Annotated in this window: 13 protein-coding genes; 10 read left to right on the plus strand and 3 right to left on the minus strand. The window is 66.8% G+C overall.

The genetic code is table 11. The annotated features are described in order from the left end of the window. Positions 1-40 precede the first annotated feature (40 nt). The 3 genes from G6N32_RS09800 to truB are packed head-to-tail and all read left to right on the plus strand — an operon-like array spanning position 41 to position 2531. A complete protein-coding gene (locus G6N32_RS09800; RefSeq protein WP_115319435.1) occupies positions 41-976 on the plus strand; it encodes an ACP phosphodiesterase PptH in 936 nt (311 codons plus the stop codon). Beyond that, positions 973-1641 (plus strand): 4'-phosphopantetheinyl transferase PptT, encoded by a 669-nt coding sequence (gene pptT, locus G6N32_RS09805; RefSeq protein ID WP_115319436.1) that lies wholly within the window; start codon positions 973-975, stop codon positions 1639-1641. The genes G6N32_RS09800 and pptT overlap by 4 nt, the downstream gene beginning before the upstream one ends. Further along, the gene (gene truB, locus G6N32_RS09810) at positions 1638-2531 is read left to right on the plus strand and encodes a tRNA pseudouridine(55) synthase TruB (RefSeq protein WP_264028711.1); all 894 of its coding nucleotides are present in this window, start codon (positions 1638-1640) and stop codon (positions 2529-2531) included. Before pptT ends, truB begins: the two co-directional genes overlap by 4 nt. A 12-nt stretch (positions 2532-2543) precedes the next feature. Here the strand turns inward: truB and mntR are convergent, their stop codons facing one another. Beyond that, complete coding sequence (gene mntR / locus G6N32_RS09815) at positions 2544-3248, minus strand: manganese-binding transcriptional regulator MntR (RefSeq protein WP_115319437.1); 705 nt, start codon at positions 3246-3248, stop codon at positions 2544-2546. A gap of 80 nt (positions 3249-3328) precedes the next feature. On the opposite strand from mntR, the gene G6N32_RS09820 reads away from it, so the two are divergent. Next, positions 3329-4306, plus strand: coding sequence for a bifunctional riboflavin kinase/FAD synthetase (locus G6N32_RS09820; protein ID WP_115319438.1), 978 nt, complete (start codon positions 3329-3331; stop codon positions 4304-4306). Positions 4307-4312: 6 nt separating this feature from the next. Here the strand turns inward: G6N32_RS09820 and G6N32_RS09825 are convergent, their stop codons facing one another. After that, positions 4313-4798: an SRPBCC family protein gene (locus tag G6N32_RS09825; protein WP_115319439.1), complete on the minus strand. Its 486-nt coding sequence runs from the start codon at positions 4796-4798 to the stop codon at positions 4313-4315. A 3-nt stretch (positions 4799-4801) separates the two neighbouring features. Next, complete coding sequence (locus G6N32_RS09830) at positions 4802-5140, minus strand: ArsR/SmtB family transcription factor (protein WP_115319440.1); 339 nt, start codon at positions 5138-5140, stop codon at positions 4802-4804. Between the two features lie 177 nt (positions 5141-5317). Here G6N32_RS09830 and rpsO point away from each other — a divergent pair, with 177 nt between their 5' ends. From rpsO to G6N32_RS09860, 6 genes are all read left to right on the plus strand, one after another. Then, positions 5318-5587: a 30S ribosomal protein S15 gene (gene rpsO / locus G6N32_RS09835; protein ID WP_115321047.1), complete on the plus strand. Its 270-nt coding sequence runs from the start codon at positions 5318-5320 to the stop codon at positions 5585-5587. Positions 5588-5853: 266 nt separating this feature from the next. After that, a complete protein-coding gene (locus tag G6N32_RS09840) occupies positions 5854-8103 on the plus strand; it encodes a polyribonucleotide nucleotidyltransferase (protein ID WP_115319441.1) in 2250 nt (749 codons plus the stop codon). Further along, positions 8081-9430, plus strand: coding sequence for a M16 family metallopeptidase (locus G6N32_RS09845; protein WP_115319442.1), 1350 nt, complete (start codon positions 8081-8083; stop codon positions 9428-9430). Before G6N32_RS09840 ends, G6N32_RS09845 begins: the two co-directional genes overlap by 23 nt. Positions 9431-9432: 2 nt before the next feature. After that, a complete protein-coding gene (locus G6N32_RS09850) occupies positions 9433-10458 on the plus strand; it encodes a nitronate monooxygenase (RefSeq protein ID WP_115319443.1) in 1026 nt (341 codons plus the stop codon). Then, entirely contained in the window at positions 10455-11369 is a 915-nt protein-coding gene (gene bla, locus G6N32_RS09855; protein ID WP_115319444.1) for a class A beta-lactamase, read from the plus strand. The genes G6N32_RS09850 and bla overlap by 4 nt, the downstream gene beginning before the upstream one ends. Before the next feature lie 60 nt (positions 11370-11429). Next, positions 11430-12224: a VOC family protein gene (locus G6N32_RS09860; RefSeq protein ID WP_115319445.1), complete on the plus strand. Its 795-nt coding sequence runs from the start codon at positions 11430-11432 to the stop codon at positions 12222-12224. Positions 12225-12279: the final 55 nt, after the last annotated feature.

Consider the following 12279-nt stretch of genomic DNA (forward strand, 5'->3'; position numbering starts at 1 on the left):
AACTGGGGCGGCGTGACGTGCGCACGTAGGCTGGCATGTTGTGGCACCCACGCTTTGGGCGATCAGCGACCTGCATACGGGTCACACCGGCAACAAGCCGGTCACCGAATCGCTATATCCCTCGACCCCCGACGACTGGCTGATCGTCGCCGGTGACGTCGCCGAGCGCACCGACGACATCCGCTGGTCGCTGGATCTGCTGCGCCGGCGCTTCGCCAAGGTGATCTGGGTGCCGGGCAACCACGAACTGTGGACCACCGGTAAGGACCCGGTCCAGGTGTTCGGCCGGGCCCGCTACGACTACCTGGTCAACATGTGCGACGAGATGGGCATCATCACCCCCGAACATCCGTTTCCGGTGTGGACCGAGCAGGGCGGCCCGGCGACCATCGTGCCGATGTTCCTGCTCTACGACTACACGTTTCTGCCCCCGGGTGCGACGACCAAGGCCGAGGGCCTGGCAATCGCCCGGGAACGCAATGTGGTGGCCACCGACGAGTTCCTGCTGTCCAGTGAGCCGTACGCCACCCGCGACGCGTGGTGCCGGGATCGGCTGCGCCACACCAAGGCTCGGCTTGACGAACTCGACTGGATGACGCCCACGGTGTTGGTGAACCACTTCCCGCTCCGGCGTGAACCGTGCGATGTGCTGTTCTTCCCGGAGTTCTCGTTGTGGTGCGGGACGACCGAGACCGCTGACTGGCACACCCGCTACAACGCGGTCTGCTCGGTCTATGGCCACCTGCACATCCCGCGGACGACCTGGTACGACGACGTGCGTTTCGAGGAGGTGTCCGTCGGCTACCCCCGAGAGTGGCGGCGCCGCAAGCCTTATCGCTGGTTGCGCCAGATTCTGCCCGACCCGCAGTACGCACCGGGCTACCTCAACGATTTCGGCGGCCACTTCGTCATCACCGAGGAGATGAAAGAGCAGTCGACGAAGCTGCGCGAGCGTCTGCGCAGTCGGCGCGAATGAGCGAGCTCATGCGGGCGGTGCTGCCCGACCTCGACGGCCTGGTGTTCGCCGAGACCTACGACGATCCACCGGATCTGGCTCCGCTGCCCGAGGAGGAGCCACTGATCGCCAAGTCGGTGGCCAAGCGGCGCAACGAGTTCATCACCGTCCGCCATTGTGCGCGGGTGGCGTTGGGGCAACTCGGTATCCCGCCGGCGCCGATCCTCAAGGGGGAGAAAGGCCAGCCGTGCTGGCCGGACGGCGTAGTGGGCAGCCTGACTCACACCCAGGGCTACCGCGGCGCGGTGGTGGGGCGCACGACGGCAATCCGTTCGGTCGGCATCGACGCCGAACCGCACGGCGTGCTGCCGGACGGGGTTCTCAACGCGGTCAGCCTGCCCGCCGAGCGGTATGAGATGGGTGCCCTCCCGGGCGGACTGCACTGGGATCGGATCTTGTTCTGCGCCAAAGAAGCAACTTACAAGGTGTGGTTCCCGCTGACCGAGCGCTGGCTGGGATTCGAGGATGCCCACATCACCTTCGGTGTCGATCCCTCCGGCGTCACCGGGACGTTCGTGTCCCGAATCCTGATCGACCCGGCCGCGCGCTCCGGCCCACCGCTGCGCGAGCTGGCCGGCCGGTGGTCGGTGGGCGGCGGCCTGGTGCTGACGGCGATCGTGTTGTGACGTCCGGGGCGCCCGAGCCCGGGATCGTCGTTGTCGACAAGCCCGGCGGAATGACCAGCCACGATGTGGTGGGCCGCTGCAGGCGCATCTTCGGGACCCGCAAGGTCGGTCACGCCGGCACTCTGGACCCGATGGCCACCGGCGTTCTGGTGATCGGGATCGAACGAGCCACCAAGATCCTCGGACTGGTGACAGCCACGTCGAAGTCCTATACCGCGACGGTTCGGCTGGGTCGGTCGACCAGCACCGATGATGCCGAAGGCGAAGTGCTGCAGGACGTTTCCGCGGCCGAGGTCACCGACGCACAGATCGTTGCCGGTATCGCAAACCTCCGCGGTGAGATCTCGCAGCGGCCGTCCGCAGTCAGTGCGGTCAAGATCGATGGCAAGCGTGCCTATCAACTGGTGCGCGAAGGCCAGCAGGTGGAGCTTGCCGAGCGCACCGTGCGGATCGACCGGTTCGACGTGTGCGAGATCCGGCGCGACGGCGCGTTTGTGGACCTCGATGTTGCGGTCGACTGCTCGTCGGGCACCTACATCCGGGCACTGGCCCGTGACCTCGGCGACGCACTCGGTGTCGGAGGGCATCTGACGGCGTTGCGCCGCACCCGCGTTGGTGGCTACGGGCTCGACCACGCCAGGTCGCTGGACGAACTCGCCGAACATCCGCAACTGAGCTACTCCCTTGACGACGCCTGCCTGTTGGCTTTCCCGCGCCGCGACATCACCGCTGCCGAAGCCGAGGACGCCAGTCACGGGCGGCCGCTGAGCGCTGCGAAAATCGACGGGATCTATGCCGCAACGGATCCCGATCGCCGCGTCATCGCACTGCTGGAGGACAAGGGTGCCCGCACCAGATCGGTCGTGGTGATCCGGCCGGCCACGCTGTAGTCGTGGACTCTTTCAGCCGACGACCCAAATCGCTTGTGCTGCAGGGCTTCCCAGATCGACGGTGTTTGCTGCGCCGTCGGGCGCTTCGACCGACACCGAGATGACGCCGGCGAAGTCGCGCCGCGCGAGGACCCGAAGCCGCGAGTCCAGGCTGATGCCCACCGTGTCGAAATAGCGCAGCATTTCGGGGTCGGCATCGGAAATCCGTGCCACGGTGCCGAGTTCGCCGTCGACGCATGCCGACAGCTGCCGGGCGGGTGGTGTGGGGACCCGGCCGTCGGACGAGGGGATGGGGTCACCGTGCGGGTCGCGAACGGGATGACCCAGCTTGGCGTCGATCCGGTCGAGCATCATGTCGCTGACGGCGTGCTCGAGAATCTCCGCCTCGTCGTGCACCTCGTCCCAGCTGTAGCCGAGCTCGCGCATCAGGAACGTCTCCAACAGCCGGTGCCGGCGGACCACCGCCAGCGCGGCGAGCCGTCCGCGTTCGGTCAGCGTCACCGCGCCGTACTTCTCGTGATCCACCAGCCCCTGGTCGGCCAGCCGGCGGATCGACTCCGAGGCGGTGCTGGCCGACACCCCGATGCGCTCGGCGAGGAGCTTGGTGCTGACCTTGTCGTGCGACCACTCCTGTGCCGACCAGATCGTCTTGAGGTAGTCCTGCGCGACCGTTGTCAGGTCGTGTACCCCGGGGTTGGGGCGCTCGTCAGGACTCACATCCAAAAGTTTAGGCAATCATCACCTGATCTGGGGATCTGGCGTGTCCGGGCGACTCGGCGCGCCGTAGGCTTGGCCTCGTGGAACGGTGGCGCGGACAGGACGAGATCCCCTCGGACTGGGGCCGATGCGTGGTGACCATCGGCGTCTTCGACGGTGTGCACCGCGGACACGCGGAACTGATCGGCCGAGCAGTCAAGGCCGGCCGGTCGCGTGGGGTCCCGACGGTGCTGATGACGTTCGACCCGCACCCCATGGAAGTGGTCTTCCCAGGAAGCCATCCGGCACAGCTGACCACGTTGACCCGGCGTGCCGAACTGGCCGAGGAATTGGGCATCGACGTTTTCCTGGTAGTGCCCTTCACCACCGATTTCATGAAGCTCACCCCTGAGCGCTACATCCATGAGCTGCTGGTGGAGCGGCTGCACGTCGTCGAGGTGATCGTCGGCGAGAACTTCACCTTCGGCAAGAAGGCGGCCGGCAACGTCGGCACCCTGCGCAAGGCGGGCGAGCGCTTCGGCTTCGCTGTCGAGAGCCTCTCCCTGGTCGCCGAACACCACCAGAGCGAAACCGTCACGTTCTCGTCGACGTACATCCGTTCCTGTGTCGACGCCGGCGACGTGGTGACGGCCGCCGAGGCACTGGGCCGCCCGCACCGCGTCGAAGGCGTGGTGGTGCGCGGCGACGGCCGTGGCCGGGTGCTGGGCTTCCCGACGGCCAACGTGGCGCCGCCCATGTACTCCGCGATTCCGGCCGACGGGGTGTACGCGGCGTGGTTCACCGTGCTGGGCCACGGCCCGGTGACCGGCTCGGTGATTCCGGGGGAGCGGTATCAGGCCGCGGTGTCGGTAGGCACCAACCCGACGTTCTCCGGGCGTACCCGCACCGTGGAGGCGTTTGTCCTCGACACCGCCGCCGACCTGTACGGCCAGCATGTTGCGGTCGACTTCGTCGCCCGGCTGCGTGGCCAGCTCAAGTTCGATTCGGTGGACGACCTCATCCAGGCGATGGGCAAGGACACCGAGAAAGCTCGCGCGATCCTGTCCGCGCAGGACTGATCGCCCTCAGGACGCCAGCAGGTCGTCGATCTGGTTGATCGCCGACGTGGAACCCTCGACCACGCCCATGTCGAGTACCTGCTGCAGGCCTTCGGCGGAGGCGAACGTACTGACGTAGACCGCGCGCGTGCCGCCGCCCAGTTCGGTGAAGGTGTAGGTGTTCTCCGAAACCGGCATATCGGGGTTCGGGTTCAGATCGGCGTCGGCGAACCCGTCCCGGAACGCGAAGCTCCTGGGCTCGTCGACGCTGGTGATGTCCCAGTACCCAGCGTATTTCTCGCCGTCCGGGCCGGTCATGTAGTAGGTGACCCGGCTGCCGGGGGTGAGGCTGTGGTCGACGAAGGTCGCCGGATGCGAGGGCGGTCCCCACACCTTCTCCAGCTGACGAGGGTCGGCGTAGATCTGCCAGACCCGCTGTACCGGTGCCGCGAAATCGGCGGTGATGGTCAGCGTCAGGTTCTCCAGATCGTGCTTCACGTCGGTAACAGGCATCAGCTAGTCCTCCTTCTTCTCGGATGCGATCAGGTCGTCGATGCGGCCGATGCGGCCGCGCCAGACCTCTTCCAGTTCGGTGAGCATTGCCGCCACGGATCGCACGGCGGTGACGTCACCGCTGGCCAACTGCTCGCGGCCGTGGCGCCGTTTGGTGAGCAGGCCGGCCTTCTCCAGGACGGCGACGTGTTTTTGCACCGCGGCGAAGCTCATGTCGTACTTCAGCGCGAGCGCGGACACCGAATGCTCACCGGCCAGTGCCCGGCGCATGATGTCGCGACGGGTCCGGTCGGCGAGAGCGTGGAACAGGGCGTCCGCACGGTCTTCGGCAGCTACGGTCACCGGTCCAACATACAACCAAATGGTTGTATGTTGTCAAGGGGCGGCCCTCGGCGATTTCGGTTCGTGGTGCTCACGCTGCTAGAGTCGGCGATCGATACGGCGGTGCTGCAGTCCGCGGCGGCCCACGTACTTCTCGACTTGTTTCCCGCGCGGCACCGATGTGATGGAGATGTTTTCGTGGCGCTTACCGTCGAACAGAAGAAGGAAATCCTGGGCCAGTACGGTCTGCACGAGACCGACACCGGTTCGCCGGAAGCCCAGGTGGCGCTGCTGACCAAGCGCATCGCCGATCTCACCGAGCACCTCAAGCAGCACAAGCACGACCACCACTCGCGGCGCGGTCTGCTGTTGCTGGTCGGCCGCCGTCGCCGGCTGCTCAAGTACGTCGCCGACCTGGACGTCGCGCGCTACCGCTCACTGATCGAGCGGCTCGGTCTGCGCCGCTGAGGCGCACGACCCGCCGTGTAACATAGGGGCGTTGCGAGCCGGGTTTCGGCTCGAACAACGGGTGCGGTGCATGCATATCCGCGTGTCCCGTTCCTGCGTGTCACACGCGAAGCTTCCCTGATCGGGCGGTCTTCGGTAGTGGCTGCCGGGCCCCAAACGATTGGGGAGCGCCCGGCCGCTTCGATCGACGGCCGTAGCCGACTGGACTCACCTGTGATGACGCGAAACAGCTGAACAGTGAATTCAGAAAGGCTGAACGGGCATCCATGTCTGTAGCTGAAATCGACGAAGGCGTATTCGAAGCGACCGCCGTCATCGACAACGGGAGCTTCGGCACCCGCACCGTACGTTTCGAGACCGGTCGGCTGGCGCAGCAGGCCGCGGGTTCCGTCGTCGCTTACCTCGACGACGAGACCATGCTGCTGAGCGCGACCACCGCCAGCAAGACCCCCAAAGATCATTTCGACTTCTTCCCGCTGACGATCGACGTCGAGGAGCGGATGTACGCCGCAGGGCGCATCCCCGGCTCGTTCTTCCGCCGCGAAGGCCGTCCCTCCACCGATGCGATCCTGACCTGTCGGCTCATCGACCGCCCGCTGCGCCCGACGTTCGTCTCGGGCCTGCGCAACGAAATTCAGGTCGTGGTCACGATCCTGAGCCTGGATCCCAAGGATCTGTACGACGTGCTGGCGATCAACGCCGCGTCGGCGTCCACCCAGATTTCCGGCCTGCCGTTCTCCGGTCCGGTCGGCGGCGTCCGCGTCGCCCTCATCAACGGCCAGTGGGTGGCGTTCCCGACCGTCGAGCAGCTCGAGGGAGCGGTGTTCGACATGGTCGTCGCGGGCCGCAAGGCGGGCGATGACGTCGCGATCATGATGGTCGAGGCCGAGGCCACCGACAACGTCATCGAGCTCATTGCCGGTGGCGCGGGCGCACCGACCGAGGCCGTGGTGGCCGAAGGCCTCGAAGCCGCCAAGCCGTTCATCGCCGCGCTCTGCGACGCGCAGCAGGCGCTGGCCGACAAGGCCGCCAAGCCGGTCGCCGATTACCCGCTGTTCCCGGACTACCAGGACGACGTGTATGCCGCCGTTTCGCACGTGGCCGCCGGCCCGCTGGCGGAGGCGCTGACCATCGCCGGCAAGCAGGAGCGCGACGAGCGCACCGACGAGATCAAGAACGAGGTCCTCGGAGAGCTCAGCGAGACATTCGCCGGGCGCGAGAAGGAGATCGGCGCGGCCTACCGCTCGCTGACCAAGAAGCTTGTGCGCCAGCGCATCCTGACCGACCACTTCCGTATCGACGGCCGCGGCGTCACCGACATCCGCGCCCTGTCCGCCGAGGTCGCGATCATCCCGCGGGCGCACGGCAGCGCGTTGTTCGAGCGCGGCGAGACCCAGATCATGGGTGTCACCACTCTCGACATGGTCAAGATGGCTCAGCAGATCGACTCGCTCGGGCCGGAGACCTCCAAGCGCTACATGCATCACTACAACTTCCCGCCGTATTCGACCGGTGAGACCGGTCGCGTCGGCTCCCCGAAGCGTCGGGAAATCGGCCACGGCGCGCTTGCCGAGCGCGCTCTGATGCCGGTGCTGCCCAGTGTCGAAGAGTTCCCGTACGCGATTCGCCAGGTGTCGGAAGCGTTGGGCTCCAACGGTTCCACCTCGATGGGCTCGGTGTGTGCTTCGACGCTGTCGCTGCTGAACGCCGGTGTGCCGCTGAAGGCCCCGGTTGCCGGAATCGCCATGGGCCTGGTGTCCGACGACGTCGACGGAGAGCGTCGGTTCGTCACGCTGACCGACATCCTCGGTGCCGAGGATGCCTTCGGCGACATGGACTTCAAGTGCGCGGGCACCAAGGACTTCGTCACCGCTCTGCAGTTGGACACCAAGCTGGACGGCATTCCCTCGCAGGTGCTGGCCGGCGCTCTGGCTCAGGCCAAGGACGCTCGCCTGACGATCCTCGAGGTGATGGCCGAGGCCATCGACGAGCCCGACGAGATGAGCCCGTATGCGCCCCGCGTCACCGCCATCAAGGTGCCGGTGGACAAGATCGGCGAGGTCATCGGCCCCAAGGGCAAGATGATCAACTCGATCACCGAGCAGACCGGCGCGTCGATCTCCATCGAGGACGACGGCACCGTGTTCGTCGGCGCCACCGACGGCCCGTCGGCGCAGGCGGCGATCGACATGATCAACGCGATCGCCAACCCGCAGCTGCCCAAGGTCGGCGAGCGGTTCCTCGGAACGGTGGTCAAGACCACCGATTTCGGTGCGTTCGTTTCGCTGCTCCCGGGTCGCGATGGCCTTGTGCACATCTCGAAGCTGGGCAGGGGCAAGCGGATCGCCAAGGTCGAGGATGTCGTCAAGCTCGGTGACAAGCTCCGTGTGGAGATCGCCGACATCGACAACCGCGGCAAGATCTCGCTGATCCTGGTGTCCGAAGACGGGGCAGACGCTCCCGAGGACGCTGCACCGGCACCCGCTGATGCCGATGCCGCGACCGCCAGCAGCTAGCGGCCCCGCACTTCGCCGCGGCCGGCGCCTCTCCAGCGAGGCGCCGGTTGCGGTGCGGCGCACCGTTCTTCCCGGTGGTCTGCGGGTCGTCACCGAGTATGTGCCTTCGGTGCGCTCGGCCTCGGTGGGCGTCTGGGTGAACGTCGGTTCCCGCGACGAAGGTCCGACAGTCGCCGGTGCTGCGCACTTCCTGGAGCACCTGCTGTTCAAGGCGACACCGCGTCGCACCGCTGTGGAGATCGCGCAGTCCGTCGACGCTGTCGGCGGTGAGCTCAACGCATTCACCGCCAAGGAACACACCTGCTACTACGCCCACGTTCTGGACGACGATCTGGAGTTGGCCGTCGATCTGGTGGCCGACGTGGTCCTCAACGGTGTGTGCGCACCGCACGACGTCGAACTGGAACGCGACGTGGTGCTCGAAGAGATCGCGATGCGAGACGACGATCCTGAAGACGCCCTGGGCGACGTGTTCCTGTCGGCGATGTTCGGTGACCACCCGGTCGGACGGCCGGTGATCGGCAGCGTCGATTCGGTGTCGGGAATGACCCGATCGCAGCTCCATTCATTCCATGTGCGCCGCTACACCCCGGAGCGGATGGTCGTGGCGGTCGCGGGCAACATCGATCATGACGAGGTAGTCCGGTTGGTGCGCAAGCACTTCGGCGCACATCTGGTCAAGGGCCGAACACCGCAGGCTCCGCGCAAGGGCACCGGCCGGCCGGCCGGCGCGCCCAGGCTGGAGCTGATCAGTCGTGACGCCGAGCAGACCCATCTGTCGCTGGGTGTTCGGGTACCGGGGCGGCACTGGCCACATCGCTGGGCTTTATCGGTGCTCAACACCGCCCTCGGCGGTGGATTGAGTTCCCGACTCTTCCAACAGATTCGGGAGAACCGCGGGCTGGCTTATTCGGTGTACTCCTCGGTTGACAGCTTCTCGGATGCCGGGGCATTGTCGGTGTATGCGGCCTGCCTTCCGGAGCGCTTCGACGAGGTGGTGCGGTTGACCACCGAGGTTCTCGAGGGTGTCGCGCGTGACGGCATCACCGAGGCGGAATGCCGCATCGCCAAGGGTTCGATCCGCGGCGGACTGGTGCTCGGCCTGGAGGACTCGGCGTCACGCATGCACCGTCTCGGTCGCAGCGAGCTGAACTACGGTGAGTACCGCAGCGTCGCGAGCACTCTGGAGCGCATCGATGAAGTCACCCTGGATCAGGTCAATGCGGTCGCCCGCCAGGTGCTGAACAAGCCGTTCGGTGCAGCCGTCCTGGGGCCACACAAATCCAAACGATCTCTGCCGCAGCAACTTCGGACGATCAGGAGCTAGCCGTGCCTTTCAGCCTGCAGGATTTGGCGTTACCGATTCTCGGTGCACCAATGGCAGGCGGTCCGAGCACGCCCGCTCTGGCGGCCGCGGTGTCCGACGCCGGCGGTCTGGGTTTCGTAGCAGCCGGTTACCTGCCAGCGGACAGATTCGCCGAGGTGATTGCCGGCGCCCGCGCGTTGACGTCGGCACCAATCGGCGTGAACCTCTTTGTGCCGCAGCCGTCGGCGGCACATGCCGATGAGCTGGAGCGCTACCGCGACCTGCTCGCCCCACTTGCCGAACACTACGGTGCCGAGATCCCGCGGCCCCATCCCGACGACGACGGGTGGCAGGCCAAACTCGACGTGGTCGCCGATACCGCACCGGAGGTGGCCTCGTTCACCTTCGGCTGCCCGGCACCGGAAATCATTGCCCGTCTGCGTGATCGGGGCGTACTGGTTGCGGTGACGGTCACCAGCCTCGACGAGGCGGGGGTCGCTGCCGGCGCGGGCGCCGAGGCTCTGGTGGTGCAGGGCCCGGAAGCGGGCGGCCATCGCGGGACGTTCGATCCCGTCGTCCGGCCGGGCGATGAGCCGTTGGACTCGTTGCTGTCGGCGATCGTCGCGGCCTACGACCTGCCGGTGATCGCAGCGGGTGGTCTGTCCGGTGCGGCGGATGTCCGGCGGGTGCTGGACGGGGGAGCGGCCGCGGCGCAGGCTGGCACCGCGTTCCTGCTGGCCGAGGAGGCCGGCACCAACGCAGCCCACCGCGCAGCGCTGACCGATGAGAACTTCACCGAAACGGTGGTGACACGGGCCTTTTCCGGGCGGTATGCGCGCGGCCTGGCCAATGACTTCACCGCCCGCTATGACGATGTGGCACCGCTGGGCTATCCGGAGGTCAACCAGATGACCGGGCCGCTGCGCCGCGCCGCCGTCGCCGCGGGCGATCCGCACGGAACCAATCTGTGGGCGGGCACCGCGTGGCGGGAGATCAGCGGGGGCAGCGCAACCGACATCGTGGCGGCATTGGCTGGCGACGCCCGATGAGCCTGTCTCGGCGACGCCTTCTGATCACTGGCACTGCGGCGACCGTTCTCGCGGCCTGTGGCGTCAAGTCCTCACCGGCCCATCCGACTCTGAGTGACCCGGCCGAGCCGTTGCCGCCCGTCGGGCAGCGCATCGCCGATCTGGAGAAGCGGCACAACGCATTCGTCGGGCTCTACGCCCAGAACCTGGATTCCAAGCTGGATCTGGCTCACCGAGACGGCGACCCGTTCGCGATGTGCTCGACGTTCAAGGCCTACCTTTCGGCTCGGGTGCTGCAGAAGGCGCAGGCGGGGGAGTTGCTGCTGACGGACACGGTGCTGGTCGACCCGGCGGAACTGAAACCCAACTCCCCGCGCACCGAGCCCAATGCCGGTCAGCCCATGGCTATTTCAGATCTGTGCGCGGCGGCGCTGCAAGTCAGCGACAACACCGCGGCCAACATGTTGCTGCGGGCCATCGGCGGACCGCCGGCCATCACCGCCTTCGCCCGGTCGATCGGGGATGATCGCAGCCGGCTGGACCGCTGGGAGACCGAGCTGAATACGGCCCTTCCCGGCGATCCGCGCGACACCAGCACGCCGCGGGCGCTCGGCGGTGGGTTGGCCCGGGTGTTGACCGGAGACGTTCTCGACGGATCGCACCGCAAGCAGCTCGAGGACTGGATGCGTGCCAATACCACCTCGAGCATGCGGGCTGGGTTGCCTGCGGGCTGGACGACCGCTGACAAGACCGGTTCCGGTGACTTCGCCAGCACCAATGACGTCGGGATCGCGTTCGGGCCGGGCGGCGAACGCGTTCTGCTGGCGATCATGACCCGCACACAATCCGACGATGCGCAGGCCGCGCCGTTGCGTCAGCTCATCGCCGAGGTGGCGACGCTGGCGTTGCCGGAGGTGACGCGCCCGCGATGAGTTTCCGTCCCGCCGGATGTCAGTACTGAAGACCGACGACATCAGCCGAAAGGATCCATCGTGAGTGAGTACGCCGCCCCGGTCGGGGCGCCCATCTGGTTCGACCTGATGAGCAGCGATCCCGAGCGAGCAGCGGAGTTCTATCGGGAGATCTTCGGTTGGGAGCTCGAGGGACCGGCGCACCCGGAGTTCGGGGGTTATCAGAACTTCACCCGCAACGGTAAGCGGGTGGCCGGGCTGATCCCGCCGATGGGCGAGGGACCGGCGAACATCTGGTCGGTGTACCTGCACACCACCGACGGGAGCGCCACCGTCGCGGCGGCGGAGGCCGCGGGCGCGACGGTGATGGTGCCCCCGATGGCGGTCGGTGATCTGGGCTCGATGATGGTGGTGACCGATCCGGCCGGCGCGGTGATCGGATTCTGGCAGCCCGGAACACATCCCGGGTTCACCGAGTGGGGTGAGCACGGAACGCCGTACTGGTTCGAATGCCAGAGCAAGGACTACGACGCATCACTGGCGTTCTACCGCGCCGTGCTGGGCGCCCGGATCGAGGAAATCGGTACCGGTGGCGCCCCGGACGCCATCGGCCCGGAACGGTACGGCCAGGTATTCGCCGGGGAGAGTGCATATTCCGGAATCATGGACGCAGCCAAGCTGATGCCCGCTGAGGTGCCGTCGTTCTGGCAGGTGTACATCACCGTCGACGATGTGGCGGCGACGGCGAAGCAGGCCGAGTCACTCGGTGCGCAGCTGCTGATGCCCGTCGAGGAGACGCCGTACGGAACCTTGGCAGCGATCAAAGATCCCTTGGGCGCGCTTATCTGCCTCGGCCATCCGCCGGCTGGGATGTAAGACCAACGAACCGGGACGCTGCGGTGAGCAGTCCCGGTTCGCTGTGCAGTAGTGA

This window comes from Mycolicibacterium aichiense, from assembly GCF_010726245.1.
GTDB lineage: Bacteria > Actinomycetota > Actinomycetes > Mycobacteriales > Mycobacteriaceae > Mycobacterium > Mycobacterium aichiense.

Bases quoted from the DNA above. Each gene is read 5' to 3' on its own strand.
- G6N32_RS09840 (WP_115319441.1), top strand. From the start codon at position 5,854: ATGTCTGTAGCTGAAATCGACGAAGGCGTATTCGAAGCGACCGCCGTC.
- pptT (WP_115319436.1), top strand. From the start codon at position 973: ATGAGCGAGCTCATGCGGGCGGTGCTGCCCGACCTCGACGGCCTGGTG.
- G6N32_RS09845 (WP_115319442.1), top strand. From the start codon at position 8,081: ATGCCGCGACCGCCAGCAGCTAGCGGCCCCGCACTTCGCCGCGGCCGG.
- bla (WP_115319444.1), top strand. From the start codon at position 10,455: ATGAGCCTGTCTCGGCGACGCCTTCTGATCACTGGCACTGCGGCGACC.
- G6N32_RS09825 (WP_115319439.1), bottom strand. From the start codon at position 4,798: ATGCCTGTTACCGACGTGAAGCACGATCTGGAGAACCTGACGCTGACC.